The organism is Alteromonas sp. KUL150, from assembly GCF_009811475.1.
In the GTDB taxonomy this organism is placed as follows: Bacteria; Pseudomonadota; Gammaproteobacteria; order Enterobacterales; family Alteromonadaceae; genus Alteromonas; species Alteromonas gracilis.
Genome location: NZ_BLIJ01000057.1, coordinates 22604 through 42984 on the forward strand (window position 1 = coordinate 22604; position 20381 = coordinate 42984).

At 45.1% G+C, this 20381-nt stretch carries 15 protein-coding genes; 7 read left to right on the forward strand and 8 right to left on the reverse strand.

Features of this window, described 5'->3' with window-relative positions; genetic code table 11:
• Positions 1–86: 86 nt before the first annotated feature.
• Both GVO62_RS13255 and GVO62_RS13260 read right to left on the reverse strand, forming a co-directional pair.
• Positions 87–1997, reverse strand: coding sequence for a methyl-accepting chemotaxis protein (locus GVO62_RS13255; RefSeq protein WP_159119646.1), 1911 nt, complete (start codon positions 1995–1997; stop codon positions 87–89).
• Between the two features lie 362 nt (positions 1998–2359).
• The gene (locus GVO62_RS13260; protein ID WP_159119647.1) at positions 2360–4549 is read right to left on the reverse strand and encodes a M3 family metallopeptidase; all 2190 of its coding nucleotides are present in this window, start codon (positions 4547–4549) and stop codon (positions 2360–2362) included.
• 251 nt (positions 4550–4800) lie between these two features.
• Between GVO62_RS13260 and GVO62_RS13265 the strand changes: the two genes are divergently transcribed.
• Positions 4801–5319 (forward strand): YgjV family protein, encoded by a 519-nt coding sequence (locus GVO62_RS13265; RefSeq protein ID WP_159119701.1) that lies wholly within the window; start codon positions 4801–4803, stop codon positions 5317–5319.
• A 148-nt stretch (positions 5320–5467) separates the two neighbouring features.
• Positions 5468–5758 carry a hypothetical protein gene (locus tag GVO62_RS13270; RefSeq protein WP_159119648.1) on the forward strand — a complete coding sequence of 97 codons (291 nt, stop codon included), beginning with the start codon at positions 5468–5470 and terminating at the stop codon, positions 5756–5758.
• Positions 5759–5900: 142 nt separating this feature from the next.
• On the opposite strand, the gene purU is transcribed toward GVO62_RS13270, so the two are convergent.
• Together purU and thpR are read right to left on the reverse strand one after the other, a co-directional pair.
• Positions 5901–6755: a formyltetrahydrofolate deformylase gene (gene purU / locus GVO62_RS13275; protein WP_105930573.1), complete on the reverse strand. Its 855-nt coding sequence runs from the start codon at positions 6753–6755 to the stop codon at positions 5901–5903.
• A 133-nt stretch (positions 6756–6888) separates the two neighbouring features.
• Complete coding sequence (thpR, locus tag GVO62_RS13280; protein ID WP_159119649.1) at positions 6889–7533, reverse strand: RNA 2',3'-cyclic phosphodiesterase; 645 nt, start codon at positions 7531–7533, stop codon at positions 6889–6891.
• A 210-nt stretch (positions 7534–7743) separates the two neighbouring features.
• Between thpR and GVO62_RS13285 the strand changes: the two genes are divergently transcribed.
• Together GVO62_RS13285 and GVO62_RS13290 are read left to right on the forward strand one after the other, a co-directional pair.
• A complete protein-coding gene (locus GVO62_RS13285) occupies positions 7744–10425 on the forward strand; it encodes an ATP-dependent RNA helicase (protein ID WP_159119702.1) in 2682 nt (893 codons plus the stop codon).
• 182 nt (positions 10426–10607) lie between these two features.
• A complete protein-coding gene (locus tag GVO62_RS13290; protein WP_159119650.1) occupies positions 10608–11420 on the forward strand; it encodes a DUF4198 domain-containing protein in 813 nt (270 codons plus the stop codon).
• A gap of 74 nt (positions 11421–11494) precedes the next feature.
• On the opposite strand, the gene GVO62_RS13295 is transcribed toward GVO62_RS13290, so the two are convergent.
• Positions 11495–12760 carry a lytic murein transglycosylase gene (locus tag GVO62_RS13295; protein ID WP_159119651.1) on the reverse strand — a complete coding sequence of 422 codons (1266 nt, stop codon included), beginning with the start codon at positions 12758–12760 and terminating at the stop codon, positions 11495–11497.
• A 265-nt stretch (positions 12761–13025) separates the two neighbouring features.
• Between GVO62_RS13295 and mrcB the strand changes: the two genes are divergently transcribed.
• Entirely contained in the window at positions 13026–15386 is a 2361-nt protein-coding gene (gene mrcB / locus GVO62_RS13300) for a penicillin-binding protein 1B (protein ID WP_159119652.1), read from the forward strand.
• Positions 15387–15649: 263 nt separating this feature from the next.
• On the opposite strand, the gene GVO62_RS13305 is transcribed toward mrcB, so the two are convergent.
• From GVO62_RS13305 to GVO62_RS13315, 3 genes are all read right to left on the reverse strand, one after another.
• Entirely contained in the window at positions 15650–15934 is a 285-nt protein-coding gene (locus GVO62_RS13305) for a hypothetical protein (RefSeq protein WP_105930567.1), read from the reverse strand.
• Between the two features lie 364 nt (positions 15935–16298).
• A complete protein-coding gene (locus tag GVO62_RS13310) occupies positions 16299–17222 on the reverse strand; it encodes a DUF808 domain-containing protein (protein WP_159119653.1) in 924 nt (307 codons plus the stop codon).
• Between the two features lie 363 nt (positions 17223–17585).
• Positions 17586–18428, reverse strand: a complete 843-nt coding sequence (locus GVO62_RS13315; RefSeq protein WP_159119654.1) for a hypothetical protein — start codon at positions 18426–18428, stop codon at positions 17586–17588.
• A 281-nt stretch (positions 18429–18709) separates the two neighbouring features.
• Between GVO62_RS13315 and glnK the strand changes: the two genes are divergently transcribed.
• Positions 18710–19048, forward strand: coding sequence for a P-II family nitrogen regulator (glnK, locus tag GVO62_RS13320; protein WP_105930564.1), 339 nt, complete (start codon positions 18710–18712; stop codon positions 19046–19048).
• Positions 19049–19080: 32 nt separating this feature from the next.
• A complete protein-coding gene (locus GVO62_RS13325) occupies positions 19081–20328 on the forward strand; it encodes an ammonium transporter (RefSeq protein ID WP_159119655.1) in 1248 nt (415 codons plus the stop codon).
• Positions 20329–20381 lie beyond the last annotated feature (53 nt).

Consider the following 20381-nt stretch of genomic DNA (forward strand, 5'->3'; position numbering starts at 1 on the left):
GACAACGCGCTCGTCGTTGTTAATAGCCGAGGTAGAGCGCGTTATTTATGTTGCCTACTTTGATCTCACGTCGCGGCTAATAGTCGCTATAGTTTGAACCGGCTTACTTCAGAAGATAGCTCCTGCGCTAACTCATCAAGCTTGTCGCTCACGTTCACTAAAATTTGTGTAGCATTAAGCGTTTCTTCACTCGACGCGCTAATATCGTTGATATTGCGACTGATATCTTCAACCACGGTTGCTTGTTCTTCAGTTGCAGTAGCCACTTGCGTGTTGACATCGTTTATATGTGCGATTTCTTCAGCGATGTTTTGCAGTAGCGTATCAATTTCAGTAGTGGCAGCCACCACATCTGTAGTGCGTTCACGGCTAGATTCCATCTGTGAAACGGCTGACTTGGAGTCTTGTTGGAATTTATCAATCTTCACCTGAATCTCGTCTGTGGCTTGAGCAGCACGTTGAGCTAGGGTTCGAACTTCATCAGCAACCACAGAAAAGCCTCTGCCGTGATCACCTGCGCGCGCAGCTTCAATAGCTGCGTTAAGCGCTAACAAGTTAGTTTGCTCTGAGATGCCTCGAATAGTATCTAAGATACCGCCAATTGCCGCTGTATGCTCGTCAAGTGACCGAATCACGCTGGAAACATCTTGTATTTGCTCTGACAGCCCCTGTATTGCATGTACAGCGCGTTGAGTGATTTCTCTTCCTTGGGCCGAATTGGTCGTAGCTAGGTTAGCATTTTGTGCTGCAAGGGTAGCCGATTGCGCGACCTCGTTAACCGTGCTGCCCATCTCTGTGAGCGCTGCTGCAGCCTGTAGAGTTTGATCGCGCTGACTTTTTGTTGAACTTTCTGTTTGATGGGATTGCTTGGCTACGTCTTGCGCTGATGTTTTAAGTGCATGACTCGTTTTCGCTACCTGAGAAATGGTGCCGTGGAGGTGGTCTATAAAGTTATTAAACCCTTCCACCAAGCGCGCAATTTCTTTTTGTTCTGGTGTGGGAATGCGAGAACGCAAATCACCTTGGCCTTGTCCAAGCTGCTGAAATACATCAGCAAGGGATTCTAAAGGCTTAGTTAACGTGCCTGCTAGCCAAATTCCGATAAGCGCGAACGCCCCCGCAATCGCTAACGCCCACACAATGATCTGACGGCTGCCCGCGTTCAATGACGCATAAAGCTCATGCTCTGGCACTTGAGCAACAACATACCAGCCTGCTTTATCTACATAGGTACTTGCAAACAGCTGGGTGTCACCCTTCGAGTCGCTAGTGGCCATAGCAAAGCTCTGGCGATTGAGAAGTTTTCCTGCGGTATTTGAGTCGCTAAGAGACGCAAGTTTAGCTTTACCCAGCAACTCCGTATTTGGATGTGCGATGATAGTACCGCTGCCGTCAACTAAGAAAACAAAACCGGTTTGCGCAATTTTTACGGCGTTTATGATCCCTAACAATTCATCAACGGATTTAGCAACGCCCGACATACCTCTGCCGTTAACTTGCTGATAGTTCGCAAACAGGCGATAGCCCTGACCTGGCTCGTTATACAGGCTTAAAGAAATGGGCTCTCCACTGTCTTTATAGGCAAAAAACCATCCGTCGAATTCATCGTTTTTAAGAGCCCGTAAAAAGCCCTCTTGATTCCAATATTTGTACGTTGTTCTATCGACAAATGAGGCCACGGTTAAATCGTTGAATTCAACAATGTTGTTCAAGTAGCCAAGAAGGCGACGTTCACCAGCGCTGTCTGCACCTGCTGTCGACCATGCAAGAATATCTGGATTTGAAGCGATGCTGTGAGCGACGGTTAGCATTACGCTCGCTTCTCTATCAACACGATTGCCAACTTGTTTGAGAAGTGATGGAAGCTGTAGCTCTTCCATACTATCTTTAACCAGATCGCGGGCAATCCACTGACTAACTGAACCGACGAGTACGGCAGCCGCAAGTACTGCTACGATAAGAGAAATAATGAGTTTTTGTTTTATACTGAAAGTCATGACTTTCGACCACGTAAGTTAATGCTGAAACTATGAATAAAAGATGACGTGGCATTGCAGGCACAACGACGTCTAATACCGGTCGTTACTACGACACAGTACGGCGATTTAAATTTAGCGCTGGTTTTTATTATTCTTTTGGCCAAACATGTTATCGGCCTCTTACCAACAAAGTTTATACTTTTTGGTGGCAAAGAGCTCACTAAGATTGTGAATGACAACTGACCAGAAGGTCAATGAAAAGATGAGTGCTTTGTCGCGTAAAGCAAATAAAAAGGCCTTCGATTAAATAAATTAAACCGAAGGCCAGTATATTTACTGTGTGTTGAATAATTTCAACTACAGCCTAGAAGCGTTGGTGTTTATTCTTTCGCTTCTTTTGGGATCGGGAAGCCGCGGTCACGCATTAACGCGTCTACTTTAGCATCGCGCCCACGGAATTTGCGGTACGCTTCTGCCGGGTCCATTGCGTTGCGTACAGCGAATAGATATTTCACTAAGCGATCGCCTACTTCTTTATCGTAGAAGCCGCCGGGTGCTTCCATGAAGGCTTCTGCCGCATCAGCAGTTAAAACTTCCGCCCACATGTAGCCATAGTAAGCCGCTGCATAACCTTCGCCAGAGAAAACGTGTCCAAAGTGTGGAGAGCGATGACGCATAACGATTTCTTCTGGCATGCCTAGCTTTTTAAGCTCTTCACGTTCAAAAGTATCAGGGTCAATCTTGCTAGGGTCGGTAGTGTGATACTTCAGATCCATGATTGCAGAGGCCATGTATTCTGTCGTCTTGAACCCTTCATTAAAGGTTGAAGCCTTCTTAATCTTCTCAACCAATTCGGCAGGGATCGGCTCGCCAGTTTCGTGGTGTACCAGGTAGTTATTAATAACTTCATCGGTGGTTAACCAACGCTCTAGTAACTGTGACTGAAACTCGGTGTAGTCGCGCACGCCTGAGTGAGAAGATGGGTATTCTACGTCAGACGCTAAGAAGTGTAGCGCGTGACCAAACTCATGGAAGTAGGTTTCAGCATCGTCCCACGAAATAAGCGTAGCTTCGCCATCGGCCCCTTTAACGAAGTTCGAGTTGTTAGAAGATAATACGGTTTTTTTACCATCGAACGTGGTGTAAGAACGGTAGGTCGTTGCCCAAGCGCCTGAACGCTTACCTTGACGTGAGAACGGGTCAAGGTACCAAAGGCCAATGTGCTCACCGCTATCTTTATCTGTTACTTCCCAAACCTTAACATCCTCATGGAAAACCGGCACTTTGCCTTCTTCAACCGGAGTGAAGTTAAAGTTAAACAGGCGACCAGCAACGTAGAACATTGCCTCGCGAAGTTTATCAAGCTGCAAGTATTGCTTTACTTCATTTGAGTCGAGGTCGTATTTGGCCTGACGTACTTTTTCTGCATAGAAGCGGTAATCCCAAGGCTCAATAGTGATATTAGCACCTTCTTTATCTGCAATAGCCTGCATATCAGCCACTTCTTCTTCGACGCGAGCAATGGCCGCAGGCCATACTTTCATCATAAGATCCATGGCATTTTCTGGGTTCTTCGCCATGCGATCTTCTAAACGCCATTGAGCGTAATTTTCGTAACCTAATAGTTCAACGCGCTCATCACGAAGAGTTAGAATACGCTTGATAATGTCGTTATTATCGAACTTATCTGCATTGTCACCGCGATTGTAGTAGGTGCGCCAAACTTTCTCGCGAAGCTCTCTATTTGTAGAGTAGGTTAAGAATGGATCCATCGACGAGCGGGTGTTAGTAATGGCGTATTTACCTTCTTCACCGCGAGACTCAGCGGCAGCCTTTGCTGCTTTTACAAAAGACGCAGGCAAGCCATCCAACTGGTCTTCAGTAATGTAAGTCACATAGTTTTCTTCGTCGGCAAGAACGTTGTTTGAAAACTTAGTGTGCAGCGTAGCAAGTTCTTCGTTTATTTCTGCGTAGCGTTTCTTTGCTTCGCTATCAAGCGTTGCACCATTTCGAGCAAAGCTATTGTACGTCATCCATGTAATACGCTGTTCTTCTGGCGTAAGTGACTTCAGCTCATCAGACTCGTATACCGCTTTTACTCTTTCAAATAGCTTTTCATTTTGCGTGATTTGAGTGAAGAATGCTGACATCTTAGGTGACATTTCTGCCTGAATCTCGCGGAATTCAGGGCTAGATTTGTTAGAGCTCCAAATACCGTAGTAAGTAAACACGCGGCCAAGCTCAGCGCCTGCGCGCTCCATCTCTACAATAACGTTATCAAATGTTGGTGGTGCTTCGTTGTTCGCGATAGCTTCGATTTCTTTAAGGTTCAATTCCATGGCTTTTTCTAGCGCAGGTTTCAAATCTTCTAAATTCATTTTATTGAAAGCTGGCACGCCGCCATACGGGCCTTTAAATTCTTGAAGTAGCACATTATCAAACTGTGCTTGCTGAGATGCTGTTGTAGGTTGTGCATCTGCGCTGGTGGTTTCAGGTGCTTTTTGTTCTGAACATGCACCCAGTGCAACCACAACCGCCATAGCGGTAAGTGATGATTTAAATTTACCCATGAGTTTTCCTGTCTGTTTTTATCTATACGTTTTTGACGCTTATCATCTTAAGATAATGTAAAAATAAGTTAAATGCTCTTTAACGTAATTCCTTGCAGTACAGCGGTTTGAAGAGAAATCGCGCTGATATGCAATTCATCGAAATTGGTCAAATTTTGATTGGCTTTATGCTGTATGGAATTTACACTGCGCGCGTTTTCAAATGCTGGCTTCAGCAACCCTTCAACCTTTTATATTTTAACGTGCTCACTATGTTCGAAATTCTACTTCACGCGTTTCCTGTCGCTTTTGCTTTGGCCTCTTTTTGGTCGAATACTGAACGTAAATTATTGCTACTGAATTTAGGGCTATGTATTGCTATTGGCTCACTTTTGGTTTTCGAGCAAGCGTGGGGAGGAGCCGTTGTTATTACGGTGGCAGGGCTGAGTACTAGTTATAGGCTAATTAACCAAAAGCTACTTTCTCCTGTGGCAACCTATATCACATTAATCAGCATGATGGTTATTGTACTGACGGTGAATAATTTAACCGGTAAAACCTCGTTAGTTGAAGCTATGCCTGTGTTGACTTTTATGGCTTACCGATTTGGTGAGCTTCACTGCAAAGAAGCGGGTCTTCGTGTGTGTATGATTGTTGGCTCTATCAACTTCACAGCGTACGGCATAATTACGCAAACCTGGGGGCTAGCTATTACGGAGGCGCTATTTGCTGCATCAAACCTGTGGTATTACATGAAACTAAGACGTGCCATGCGTACCAGCCCTGTATGAAGCATAAATTAGTTCATGTCAGACCGATAACTGCACTAACCTAATGACAAGAAAGTGGACGTTTTGAAGCCGTTGTTTGTATTGAAACCAAAGCCGCTTTGTGATTTATTGAGTGTTTAAAGGGAATCAAAATTTCACAGGGAAGACGATGCAACGCAAAGCCATCGACAAGGCACTACTTCTTGGTGTTCCCGCTTTTCTACTGGCTCTTTTTGTTTTAAATATCACTGCAGAAGGTGAAGTGAAACTAGTGGCTACCCTAGGCAGTGTAGGGCTATGTATTGGCTTTTTCTCTCACCATTACCTTGGCGTTATCTTGGAAAGCGGCAACGGCAAAGGGTTTGACTTTCACTATCCTCATAAGGAAGCCGTAATAAAAGCGAGACTTCAAGAGGTGCTTGGTGATGATGGGTTTAACAACGTAAAAAAGAATGTCTAAACAAAGCGAAAAGAGTATAAAGCGAAAAGAGTATAAAGCGAAAAGAGTATAGAGCGAAAAAAGTGTAGAACGAAAACAGTAAAAGGAGAAGCCCGAAAGTAATGCTTACTAGCGGGCTTTTTTAATTTATCCGTGTGAAGACTTACGCAAACACCACGGTCTTATTTCTGTGAATAATCACGCGGTCTTCTAAGTGGTAGCGCACGCCATGAGCTAATGCCGTTACTTCACAATCTTTACCCTTACGCACCATGTCAGCTGCACTGTCACTGTGACTAATACGTTTAACGCTTTGCTCAATAATAGGGCCTTCATCTAAATCTTTAGTAACGTAGTGACAGGTTGCGCCAATTAACTTTACGCCGCGATCATAGGCTTGCTGGTATGGCTTAGCACCGGCAAAGCTGGGCAAGAAGCTGTGATGAATGTTAATGGCTTTACCTTGCAGCTCTTGGCAAAGCGTATCAGGTAAAATCTGCATGAAGCGGGCAAGCACGGTCAAATCAATCTTGTATTCTTGAAGTAAGGTCGTGATTTGCGCAAATGCAGCTTCTTTGCCGAGCGCTTTAAAGTCTACCCAGTGAAAAGGCACCTTGTACCAGTCTGCAAATTGCTTCATTTGCGGGTGGTTACCAATAATTACGGGAATATCACAGTGTAGTTCGCCTGTATGCCAGCGGTGCAGCAGGTCAACTAAACAGTGAGACTCAAGGCTGGCTAAAAGAGCCACGCGTTGCTTTTTGTTTGAATCACTCAGTTTCCAATTCATTTGATATTCATTGGCAAGGGGAGTGAACTCTTCCACAAAGCTTTTATGGTCTAATTTTAGCGAGTCGGTACTAATTTCATGACGCATGAAAAAGCGACCTGTCTGTAAATCGGTGTGATGGTTCGCTTCGACAATGGTGGCATTGTGGTCTGCTAAAAATTGCGAAACGCTGGCAACCAAACCAATTTGGTCGGGGCAGTCTATAACTAATCTAAATGTTTGTTGCATGAAGGCAGAATGAATTAAAAAACAGGTCCTCTTTTTACCCGTGCCGCAGCACGTTGTAAAGGTGATAGGCCTCTTTAACCCAGCTTAAATTGGCATAAGTCATAATTACTAACTGTGGTGCAGATGTTTTTGCTCATTCATCAGTTATCCCTCTGCGCAATTTCTCCCTAACAGACATGTTATGTTTTAAAGACCACGACTGGCGAATTGGATAAGTCACTCCCTGTGGCGTGGAGACTGATTCGAATAAGTGAAAGGCAGATACATGCATATCTACACTCGGGCTGTAAAGTGGCAGGGGCAACATTGACGTGGCTTTTCTAACAATTGTAACGTGAGGTTTGTATTCTTTTCCTTCTACCTCAATTGCTGCTTTTCGCGCCGCTTTACGAGATAGTTTAGCGAGTTCCATTAGTGCCTTGGGTTTATTGTTGGGAGCAGCAAATAAAATTTTAGGGCCATTCCATAACCCGGTAGTATCAAGCGTTAGAGAAAAAGGCTCACTCACGAGGTGGTCGAGTTCGTAAATAAGTGCTTCATGCTGTCGATGGCTTATTTCGCCTAGAAAGCTCAGGGTTATGTGAAAATTTGCTGCTGGCACTGCGTAGGGCAGGGGAGACCCTTGATGAATTTGTTGATGCTTTGAAGATTTTCGGGATATCGGAGCGGCAGCTCTTGTCCATTGCCTTGGCATGACTTCAGGTAAGGCTTGCTGACGCCAGCTATCAAGGGCGAGCTTTTCTGAAGTGCTAAGATCTAATCCAATAAAACATCGCATAGCTTTACTCCCTAATTTGCATTTTTACACCAGTTGCTCGTATGAAGCCTTTCTATAGCAATAGCCTATATGTTTTCACTAAACGCATAAACAAAGCAAACATATTAGTAAGCATTTACTTATCATGTCTCAATGATGGAGTTCTGACACACATGATAGGGCTTATCGGGTACACTTACGGCATTAGCTTACAATATTTTTTTGCCCCTTATGTTACAGCCGTTTTCTCATTTACCCGCTTATGAACTTGCAACACCGCTACAAAATGCGATTGTTGACAATAATGTCATTATCGGAGCTCCACCTGGCGCAGGTAAGTCGACCGTGCTGCCCTTGTCGTTACTGCATTCTTCCCTCGAAGGAAAAATATTGCTTATGCAGCCCCGCCGAGTTGTTGTAAGAAGTCTTGCCGATTATTTGGCCAGACAGCTTAAGGAACATGTGGGAGAAACGGTTGGTTATCGTATCAAAGGCGAGTCGAAAACATCGCCTTCAACAAAATTAGAGATTATCACTGAAGGGGTGCTGAGCAGAATGATTCAGCAAGACCCAGAGTTAAGTGGCGTAGCTGCAATTGTTTTTGATGAATTTCACGAACGCAGTATCCACAGTGACTTTGGTTTAGCGTTAGCTCTGGAGGTGCAGGCAGGGCTGCGCGACGACCTTCGGCTAATCATCATGTCGGCAACCTTAGAGATAGAGCCACTTAACAAACTGCTGTCCGAATACAGTGCATTGCCCGTGGTAAATCTGAACACGCAAGGGCGTATGTTTCCTGTAGATATTCGCTATATGCAAGATGTGTCTGCTCATGAACTCGTTCCCAAAGTTGGCAGTGTCATTAAGCAGGCTGTCGCTGAACACCAAGGTGATATTTTGGTGTTTCTGCCAGGAAGAGGGAGCATCAACGCCGTAGCGCGGGACATAAAACCTTTAGCTGAGAGCGCCGATATCGCTCTTCATATGCTTTACGGCGCGCTGGGAAAATCTGCGCAGCAAGAGGCGATCTCTAAAGACGCAACCGGTCGGCGTAAAATTATTTTATCTACCAATATTGCTGAGACGAGTTTGACGATTGAGGGCGTGACTGTCGTCATTGATAGCCTTTGGGAAAATAGTGCACAGTATCACCCATCAAGCGATATTACAGCGCTTACGCAGCAGCGTATTTCTCAGGCTTCTGCGGTGCAGAGGGCCGGGCGAGCAGGGCGCGTCGCGGCTGGAACTTGCTATCGCTTATGCAGTAAAAGCAGTTTTGAGCGTTTGGCAAAGCATAGTGCTGCTCAGATAGAAAAAGAAGATTTGAGCGGCTTCCTACTCGACACCTATGCGTGGGGAAGTACGCCCAATACGCTTGCATTATTAACGAGGCCCTCCCCAGCGCAGCAGCGCACAGCACATAGTAAACTTAGCCGCTTAAATGCAATTACAAGTAAAACCGATGGGGCAAAGGATACTAAACCCGACGCCCATCGCGGGACCGAAAATATCAATATTACTGCCTATGGCCGTTCGCTTGCCAAATTGCCGTGTCAGCCTCACTTAGCACACCTTTTATTAACAGTGAAAAGCGGCTTTGATGCGTTTTCAGATGAAGAGAATAATGCACTAAAACAGGCTGCCATTTTTGTTGTTGCTTTGAGTGAAAGCAATATAAGTACAAGCGGTTCGACAGATGTGATGGACACGTTACTTCATGCGAGTGGCAATACACGAAGCCAATTGCTACATCAGGCCTCTCGCTATTTGCGATATGTATACAATGAAGATACTGATATTCAAGTGCGCAATGCTGACGTGAATTTACTGGATGAGCACGCGCTAGGTTTATGTATTGCTATTGCATTCCCGATGCAGGTGGGATATCTGCGAACGTCGTTGCCGTCGAATAACGGTAGCGCGAAAAAAGCCTCAGGTATCGGCAAGGCATCTACGGTAGGTAAACGCGCGTCTGATTTGCTTGAATATAAACTGGCAAGTGGCAAAGGCGCAGAGCTTACGGCGTCGAACAGTGCGAATTTTGCTAGGGGAGAGGAGGGTGAAAGTACGCCATGGTTAGCAGTACTTGATGGTCAACTGATAAAAAGCACGGTAACGATTCGCCTAGCGCAGCCGTTACCAGAACACTGGTTGCGTGTAGCGTTTTCTAACGCGTTCAGTGAGAAGCGCAGTGTGACGCTCAATGGTGACACGGGCCAGATGGAAGCGCGGAGAATCACCGGCTTCTTTGAGATAACGTTAAGTAGCCTGCCTGTATCTGGGCAAGAAAAAGCACGTGATAGTGACTTTTGGGACGATGCCTTTACTGACGGGTGGTTTTCTTATCTTGAAACCTTGCCGCTTTCAGCTTGGCCTCTCTCACAGTCCGATTGGCAGTGGTGGCGAAGGGTGGAATTAGCCGCAACGCTCAATTTGCCTCAGGAAAAAGCGTTTAACGATCCAGAACCATGGCCATCTTCCCTCAGTGAGTTGGTGTATAAGGCGAGAGACAGCTTAAAATCGTCATTGAAAAACTGTAAGAATATTAAGTCGCTGCAGCAGTTACCGTGGAAAACCGCGTTAAATAATGGCTTGTCGTGGCCTCAACAAGATGCGCTGGCAACACTGTTGCCCACGCATTTAACCGTTCCGTCGGGAAAAAAGGTTGCTCTGGACTATCGCGACAACGGCGATGTGGTGTTGTCTGTTAGGCTACAGGAAATGTATTCGCAGCAAGCGCCAATTACACTTGCAGCGGGCAGTATAACCGTGGTGTGTGAATTACTGTCACCGGCAGGGAGACCTTTACAAACCACAAGTAACTTAGGCATGTTTTGGCAAGGCAGTTTCAAAGAAATTCAAAAGGAAATGAAAGGCCGCTATCCTAAGCACAACTGGGATTTACCGGATTAAAAACAAGGTTGAAGTCTGAGAATAGTTTCTATTAGTTATAAAGGGAGCAGCCATTCTGAATCCCCACGCTTCGCTAGGAAACTTGCCAGCGCCTTCTGAGTGGGTAATTATCTATGCGGATTGGTAAAATTACGTTAAGTTGGTAATTGAATTGTTAAAACTCTCTGAGGTAACGTGACGCTATGAAATCAAACAGACTAGGCACTGCCGCTCTTTTTCTAATGACATCGCTTAGCGCTCAAGCGCATGATTTCTGGTTAGAGCCTACCCATTACCACACCAACACACCCAGCTCAATTGCCCTGCAGTTTAAAGTAGGTCACAAGGAAGACACCTCTCATTGGAGTCTTGCCTGGAATAAAATAGTGGCTCTACGAACTTACTCGTCAGACGGTGTTACAGATATGGGGGCAAGCGTAGTGCCTAGAACAGCATTACTACCTGGTATGGCAAAAACCACTGAGCTAGCTCCTGGCAGTCACGTTATTGGGTTTGAAAGTTATCATGCCACGAGCGTATTAGACGCGAAGAAGTTTAACCAGTACGCAAAAGACGAAGGTTTAGCGGAAATACTGGCCTATCGAGAGTCTAGAGGTCAAAACGATATTGCGGGAGAGGAACTCTACTCTAGAAAAGCGAAAACCATTGTTCAGGTGGGTGACACCATTACGGATAATGTATTAAAGCCTATTGGCCATACGTTAGAAATAGTACCGCTGAATCATCCTTATAAGCTGAACGATAATACGCTGTCTGTTCAAGTATTATTCAAAGGGAAACCACTTAGCAACGCACTGATTGATGCATTATCACTTGCAGATCACAACGCTCAGACGCAAGCCTTAACGACTGATAAAGACGGCAAGGCGACGTTTAAACTCGATACTAAAGGGCCGATGATGCTAAATACCGTGTGGGGCGTGCCGTTAACAAATAGCTCAGCCGCAGACTTTGAAACGTATTTTTCAAGCCTGACGTTCGAGTATCTTCCTTAACCGACACGCTTATATGCAGCGTTTTTGTCAGTAAATGCCGCCAGTGTTATGCACTTCAATGCGGCATGCTTCAATTAGGACTGCGATGTTGTGCCGTTCTCAATTGAGATATCTAACGCAGCCATCACTTCAAGCCCTGGAAACCCGTCAGCAATCATGTTGTTGCTAATTTGATAGTTGCGAATGCCTTCACGTGTGGCTGGGCCTATAATGCCATCGGGTTTGCCCACATCAAAACCTAAGTCATTGAGCTTGCTTTGCAGGGCAATAATATCTTTGCGGTTATATGCCGGAAGGTCAGGCAATGTGGCTTTGATACCAGTAGCACCAGATATACGATCGGCAAGCACGCCAACAGCGATGGCATAAAACTCAGAATTGTTCCAGCGCATGATCACCCGAAAATTCTGATACGCAATAAATGCTGGACCATTATGGCCCGCGGGAACAATTACGTATGCTGTGGTATCGCCTTCACCAAGTTCGCTGCCATCAGCTTTTTTCACGCCTTGGGCGTTCCACTTACTAAGAGGCTTTTTATTTTTATAACCCGATTCCTGATAATCAAAGTTTTCTGGCAGTTGCACTTCGCGGCCCCAGCGAAAGCTTCTCTCCCAACCCAAGCTTGCTAAGAAATTAGCTGCCGACGACAGCGCATCTTCCTCGCTTGCCCACAGGTTTATCTGGCCGTCGCCATCGCCATCAATGGCATAATGCGTATACGCTGAAGGCATAAATTGAGTGTGGCCCATAGCACCCGCCCAAGAGCCAATCATATCTTCTTTTTGTAGCTTCTCTCTTTCCAAAAGTTTGACGGCAACGAGGAATTCTTGGGTAAAGTATTTGCTTCTGCGTTTGTCGCAAGCAAGTGTAGCCAGTGAATCAAGTACTGGCATCTTCCCTTTATACGACCCGAAGTTGGTTTCTAGGCCCCAAAAGGCAAGAAGGTAGTGGGGTGGAACGCCGTATTTATCGCTTAGTTCATGAAGTAGTTTCTCATGTTTAGCGTACATCTCTTTGCCTTTTTCAGTGCGCCAGTCAGTCACTCGCTTACTGAAATACCCTGGAAAGGTTTGAACAAATTCGGGCTGGCTTCTGTCCAACTCTATAACTCTGTCTTGATGAATAAGGCGGGGAAACACATCGTCAATAATCTGCTGACTGACGCCTTCTTGTTTAGCCTTGTCGGCAAGCGCAGCGGTACAACTAGCAAATTGTTCATTTGCAGAAGCATTACTTACTAAAGCACCTGAGAAAAGAATTGCAAATGACGTACGCAACAAGCCACCTTTGAGTGAGAATGTTGATAAAAAAGAAGACTGAAATGAAGCTAAGCGCATAGTACGGTTCCTGTGTTACTTCCCTGCATGCTATCGCATTGTGACCGCGAAACGCGAGTAAAATTCATTCCAAGTAGACGGCTTTTATGGTCAGCACGCTTTTTCAACGGAGTAAGGTTTACAGTGTGCCTAAATGGAAACAGTTGTTGAGAAGCGGCCTCAGTGGTAATGTTTACGCTATCAAAAACGACGTTTTTAAAGGCGCGCGTTAATCAATATCGCAAAGAATGCGATGTCATTTCAATGATCTTCATGGCGTTTTCACGTGGCAAAAAGACAGACTAAAGACAATACATCTTCAAATGGCAAGGCATCGAAAACATCCACAACGGGTAAAAGCTCGTCCAAACGTTCGTGGATGTTCACCCTGTTCTGGCGTGTGAGTCTTATCGGGCTCGTGGTGCTTGGCGCTTATGCTTTTTATCTCGACGCGCAAATTAAACATGCCTTTTCAGGAAATAAATGGGAAGTGCCGGCACAGATATTTGCTCGCCCTCTAGAAATAAGCAAAGGCGAAGAAATTACCCCGCAAGAAGTTATTGATGAACTAAATCTGCTTGGCTACCGAAAGGTGACTTTTGCTGATAGCAGTGGTGAATACAGTTATCAAAATAAGGTGCTCAATGTGCAGCGCCGTGGCTTTCAATTTCCTGAGGGCGCTGAGCCGTTACGCCATCTAGTCATAACATGGGAAGGCCCTCGTATTGGTGAAATATACGACAAGACTCAAGGTCGCCCTTATGGCGCGGTAAAGCTAGAGCCTTGGCTCGTTACGCGCATGACAAGCGGATCGCAAGAAGACCGTATGTTGGTTAAGTTAGATTCTATACCTGAAATGCTGCCCAAAGCCTTAACCTTGGTTGAAGACCGCAACTTCTACAATCATCACGGTGTTGCACCGCTTTCTATTTTGCGAGCTCTTATGGCGAATATTGCTGCAGGAAGAACGGTTCAGGGGGGCAGCACGCTCACGCAACAGCTGGTTAAAAATATGTTTTTAACCCGCGAACGTTCCATCGTTCGCAAAGCAAAAGAAGCCATTATGGCGGTCATTATTGACGCGCGTTACAGCAAGTCAGAAATTATTGAAGCGTATTTGAATGAAGTATTTCTAGGGCAAAACGGCGATATGGCAGTCCATGGCTTTGGACTTGCCAGTTACTTTTACTTTGACCGACCTGCAAATGAGTTAAGTACGGTAGAAATTGCAACGCTGGTAGCTATTATTAAGGGGCCGTCTTACTACAATCCGCGTAAATATCCTGAGCGTACCAAGGAACGTCGCGATCTCGTATTGCGCATGTTGTTTGACGAAAATGAAATTAATCGAGATGAATACGAACGCTATGTCAATATGCCGTTGGGATTAGCCAGTGGCGCAAGCTTAGCAAGCGGTAAACACCCTGCATTTATGGAGCAGGTTCGCCGCGAGTTAAACGAAATCTTGGCAGAGCCAAGCTTAAGAGATTCTGGCGTTAAAGTGTTTACAACACTTGATATTGTAGCGCAACGACGAGCTGAAAAAGCACTGTCGACCACCTTAGACGGTTTACAAAAAGACAGAAAAGTACCGTTGCAAGGTGCCATGGTAGTGACAAACAGTGCAAGTGGTGAAGTACGCGCCATTGTCGGTGGAAAAGACTTTGAGTTTAAAGGTTTTAACCGCGCGCTTGATGCAAAACGTCCTATCGGCTCGTTGATAAAACCAGCGGTGTATTTGACTGCACTAGAAGATCCAACGCAGTTCAATCTGGCAACGCCACTTAAAGATGAGCCTATTACCCTTGAGAGTAAAAATGGGACAACGTGGTCGCCTCAAAACTACGACAAGGAGTTCAGAGGGCAAGTACCTTTGCTTCAAGGTCTGGTTGAGTCTCTCAATGTTCCCACGGTCAACCTGGGTATGCAGATAGGGCTTGATGCTTTGGCTGATACGATTGCGCGCTTAGGTGTAACCACGCCAGTTGATAAAGTGCCATCGCTTACTCTTGGCGCGTTTGAGCTAACACCGTTTAACACCAATCAAATGTACCAAACGCTGTCAAACGACGGTCGCTATATTCCTCTTCATACTGTGACTTCAGTGGTAACAAATGATAACGCATTGCTTTGGAAGAAAGCCGAGTTCTATGCGCAGCGTGCAGATGAGGCGGCAACTTATTTGCTCAACTATGCGCTTTATAAAGTGACTACGGAAGGAACGGCAAAGCGCATAGGCTGGAACTTTGGAAACGTGAATATGGCGGGTAAAACCGGCACTACTGACGACTATCGAGATAGCTGGTTCAGCGGTTTTGATAGAAATAATGTAGTCACAGTTTGGGTCGGCAATGATGATAATAAACCAGTAAACTTAACGGGTGCAGGAGGCGCACTACCTGTCTTTGTAAACTACATGAAATCTCAATCACCCAAGTCACTATCTAGACGTTTTCCTAAAGGGTTGGGCATAGCGCATTTTGATGCTAAAACCGGTGCAGTTGTTGTTGCTGGGTGTGCAGGAAGTTTGAGTGTGCCTGCTATTTTAGATGTGCTCCCTCCACCTCAACAAGATTGCTCAGGCCGGCCGGTCGATAAAGATGGTAACACGAAAGAAAAAAGCTGGTGGGAAAAAATATTTGGATAAAAAAACTCCAGTAAGAAGATAGAAAACACAATTACATTAAACATAAACTCTGTGCTTTCTATCTCCCTCTGGAGCAAAGGCCCAGGGAAGGCAAATCAGATAAATGAGTTAACAAGGCACCTATTTATTTTTATCGCGATTTCAGTGGCTTTTTTGAAGAAAGGTGCGCGCAGTTGAAAAGACTAGCGCACTCACTAAAAACGCGATAACAGGGCCGAGTACTACCATAAACAGTGTAGCGGCAGTTAACATGTGCAATCTCCTTATGCGTCGTTATCGTCTGAGTTCACCGGCTCTATCGGCGTTATCGTAATCTCCGCTACCAAGGTTTCGGCTTCCTCTACCTCTGGCTCGAATGTATGGCTAGCGGTAAGCACGTCGTACGTTACGCTAAGCGCTAATTCCTGCTTTACCTCTGTCATGGCGTTTTGAACCATAAAGTCAGTATGCAAAGCAATGTTGTTTTGAGAGTCATCAGCAAATGCTTGTGTACTTAGCACGCCAGCAACGAAAGAAAGTGCAGTGAAAGTTTTGCGACCGATAAACATAGTAATCTCCTAAAAAGTTATGTTAGACACTGCACTGGGACATACTGCGTGGCAGCTATCATATTGCTAAAGGTTTCGATAATAAGTCGTTATCAATTAACAATTAGTTTATAGCGAGGGATGTGCCAGTTTTGTAAAACGAGTTAAGTTTATGAAAAATATGGTTTTTTATTTAAGCTAAATGAATGCAGCTAAACTTGATAACTAATGAGATGCTAAAAAGTGGTGAAATTTAAACTTAAGTGGTCAAAATGACTAATGGGGCTTGTGAAACGTCGCGTAGTCGAACGTTCAACTACGCGAGTGGTCTAAAAAACATGTTTATGCGCTTAATGCGAGCAACAGTATGTGAAGAGTACAGTACCTAGCGCTTCTTGTTTTTCAGTTGAGAGGCTAATGTAACAGTAATAGCGATGATTACGCCGGCAGCAATACCTACCGCGCCATCCGCCAGTATAGACATAACTAACGATGCATCGGGAATGAGGTCGGTAAACCAGTCGGTGATAACGTGCAAGAAACCTATGCTATGGGTCAGTATGCCACCACCCACTAAAAACATAGCCACAGTACCTACTACCGCCAGTGTTTTCATCAAAGCGGGTGCGGCTACTAACAATGCCCTTCCAATAAACCGCTGCAGAGTATTCATAGACCCTGTTAATGATTTTCGTAGCATGTAGAGCCCTACATCATCCATTTTCACAAGTGCGGCTACAAGGCCATATACGCCAAGCGTTATTGCCAGACTCAACGCCACTAATACACCTATTTGGGTGGTAAGGCTTGCATCTGTAACTGTGCCCAATGCAATCACAATAATTTCAGCAGACAGAATAAAGTCAGTACGAATTGCACCTTTAATTTTATCTTTCTCAAAGGCCACCATATCCACATCTTCGTGGGAAAGTGCCTCTATTCTTGCTTCTCGAGTTTTTTCTTCATCTTCGTGAGGAAGGTACTTGTGCAATAATTTTTCTGCACCTTCAAAACAAAGGTAAAGCCCGCCCAACACGAGTAGCACTGTAATAAGTGAGGGAACAAATGCACTTATGGCCAATGCTGCGGGAACTAGTATGGCCTTATTTAGAAGTGAGCCTTTTGCAACGGCCCATACCACAGGCAGCTCGCGGTCGGCTTTAACGCCTTGAACCTGGTCTGCATTTACAGCGAGATCGTCGCCTAGTACGCCGGCGGTTTTTTGTGCAGCGACTTTTGACATGGTTGCGATGTCATCCATTAACGTTGCAATGTCGTCTAATAGAGCAAGTAAGTTGGCAGCGGCCACAGTAATATTCCTTTTAATTTGTATGTAGTTATAACGTCTGCGCTGTATACATTTATAACGCTATGAAAAAGCAAACGCGATGTGCAAAGAATACGTGCAGCATCTAACTTTTGGCAACCCATCAATTCACGATACATAAAAATAAGATGGCTTTCTGTGTGGGACGCAATAATTATCTATGCGAACTGGTATAAGGTAGTTCTTACACTCTCTATTTATTTTTATGCAAGCACGACAAAGTGCAACGCTCTTGCTAATTATATGTTGATGCTACGCATTGATGGGCATAGTGATTTATCACAAGATTGGTGTAGCAAGTAACACGACTTAATTACATTTGCCTCAATGCGTGATAACTAACGCCTAATTGTTCGTCTCTTCGACAGGGCGTTTATTAACCCTAGCGTCAATAAAGCGATTGTGATCGCCCATTTTGGTGCATTCTAAGGTGCCGCCTGTGAAGCCGCTTAATAATGCCAGCGTTTTGTTCGCAGTACTGCTGCAGTTAACGCGTTTGGACGGGCGTTTATTTTCAATAGCTTCGCGCTGTAGCGTGCTCGGGCCCTTCAATTCAGGGCTATTTTTACTTCGCTGAAAGGCAGCAGCGGCACGCTCGGCATCTTCTGAAATTTGGTTGTTGTGATAGCCGCGAAAATATTGCGCAGCGCCGTCTTTAACCGACAAGTTGAGCGAGCCTGCTCGTCTATTTGCATCTATCGAAAGTGTGGGAGACGTTAAAACGTTAGGTGGTTCAGTTACGTCCGTCTTCGGCTCAACATCAGCGTTCTTTTTGTCCTGCGTTTGCTTTTCAGGTTGTGTGTCTATTGTGTTCTCTGATGCTTTATTAGTTAATGAATTATCGGGCTCATACTGTAATTCAGGTGTTGTCTTCTGCTTTTCTGCGTTATCTGAATCAGTTAGGTCGCTGGTCGCTTCTGTTGCTTCAGGGGGCACAACATCTTTTACTTTTTGAGATCGTGATATCGGTGGGAAGTATAGCCTCGCGCTAATTTCAGGCATTGGCATAGTGGCTTTATGTCGCGTCTTTTGATTATCAATATTTAGCTGAGAAAGAACAATAACTAACGCTACCCCGAGCACGTGAATCAAGGCTGAAACGATTAGAGGGCGCCATGCGGTTTTCTTAGCAGCATGGTGCTCGTTTAGCCTGTCGGGCGCAAAAAAAGCTGGGGTGAGAGTCGTCATAGTAAACAACAGACCATGCACTCAAACGAATAGTTCCCTTCTAATTTCATCGTACTTATTAGTCGCCTCACCTCAACGTTGGACATCTTCGCTTCATTCGAGGGCATTTCTTTAGCTATGCACCAAAATTGTGCGTTAATTTTGGTCTAACATGATGATTTTTGTTTTATGTTATTGAAATATATATAAAAAGATTTGTGGCATGGCTCTTGGTATGTCTTTGTACAGTTGGAAACACAACCATAAATCACAGATTAATAAAAACGAACTGGGAGCAACACATGAAACTAGTCACAGCGATCATCAAGCCGTTTAAGCTAGATGATGTTCGTGAAGCCATTTCAGAAATCGGTATCGACGGCTTGACCGTGACCGAGGTGAAAGGCTTTGGACGTCAAAAAGGACACACTGAACTATACCGCGGAGCAGAGTATCAGGTGGATTTTCTACCTAAAGTCAAACTGGAAATTGCTGTTCAGGATGATCAAGTAGAACGCTTGGTTGAAGCCATCGTTGGCGCTGCCAAAACAGGCAAAATTGGAGACGGCAAGGTGTTTGTTTACGACCTTGAACACGCCGTTCGTATTCGAACTGGTGAGTTGGATAGCGACGCGCTTTAAGCCACAACGATATATTTGCGGAGAAAACCATAATGGAAATCACTTTTGAACTTGGGTATGCGCTAGATACCTTTTATTTTCTAATTTGCGGTGCATTGGTTATGTGGATGGCTGCAGGTTTTGCAATGCTTGAAGCAGGTCTTGTTCGAGCGAAAAATACCACAGAAATCCTAACTAAAAACGTGGCACTGTTCGCTATCGCTTGCACCATGTACATGATTTGTGGCTACGGCATTATGTATGGCGGTGGCGATTGGGGTCCTTTTCTTAGCGGTATCATGGCTGACGGTGCAACCGGTGTTGCTGAAGAGCCTGCTACTTACGCGCCTTCTGCAGATTTCTTCTTCCAAGTAGTATTCGTTGCTACTGCGATGTCTATCGTATCTGGTGCGGTTGCTGAGCGTATGAAGCTTTGGGCATTCCTTGCATTCGCTGTTGTTATGACGGGCTTCATCTATCCGATGGAAGGTGCTTGGACATGGGGCGGTGAAGCGGTATTCGGCATGTATACCCTAGGCGACTTAGGTTTCTCTGACTTTGCCGGTTCTGGTATTGTTCATATGGCCGGTGCAGCCGCTGCCCTTGCTGGTGTAATTGTGCTAGGTGCCCGTAAAGGCAAATACACAGCAGACGGTAAAGTAAATGCTATCCCTGGTGCAAACTTACCGCTTGCGACTTTAGGCACATTCATCCTTTGGATGGGTTGGTTTGGCTTCAACGGTGGTTCTGTACTAGCAACCGCTACGGTTGAAAGTGCAAACTCAGTGGCTATCGTATTTATGAACACTAATGCTGCCGCTGCTGGTGGTGCTATTGCTGCACTTATCGTTGCACGTATTTTGTTTGGTAAAGCAGACCTTACAATGGTACTTAATGGTGCGTTAGCTGGTCTTGTTGCAATCACTGCAGAGCCATCAACACCAACGCCACTACAAGCTACGCTATTCGGCGGCCTAGGTGGTATCTTAGTAGTACTTAGCATTGTTGCACTAGATAAAGTAAAAATTGACGACCCAGTGGGCGCTATCTCAGTTCACGGTGTTGTTGGTCTTTTAGGTTTAATCCTTGTTCCTTTCACAAACGATGGTTCAAGTATTTCTGGTCAGCTAATTGGCGCCGCGACTATCTTTGTATGGGTATTTGTAGTGAGCCTAGTGGTATGGCTAGTGATTAAAGCGGTAATGGGTGTACGTGTAAGCGAAGAAGAAGAATTCGACGGCGTAGACATGAGCGAGTGTGGTTTGGAAGCATACCCAGATTTCACAAGCAGCCGTTCGTAATAAAGTCCGATTAGGCAGAATAAAGCAATAATAATAATGCCTTGTTACCATGT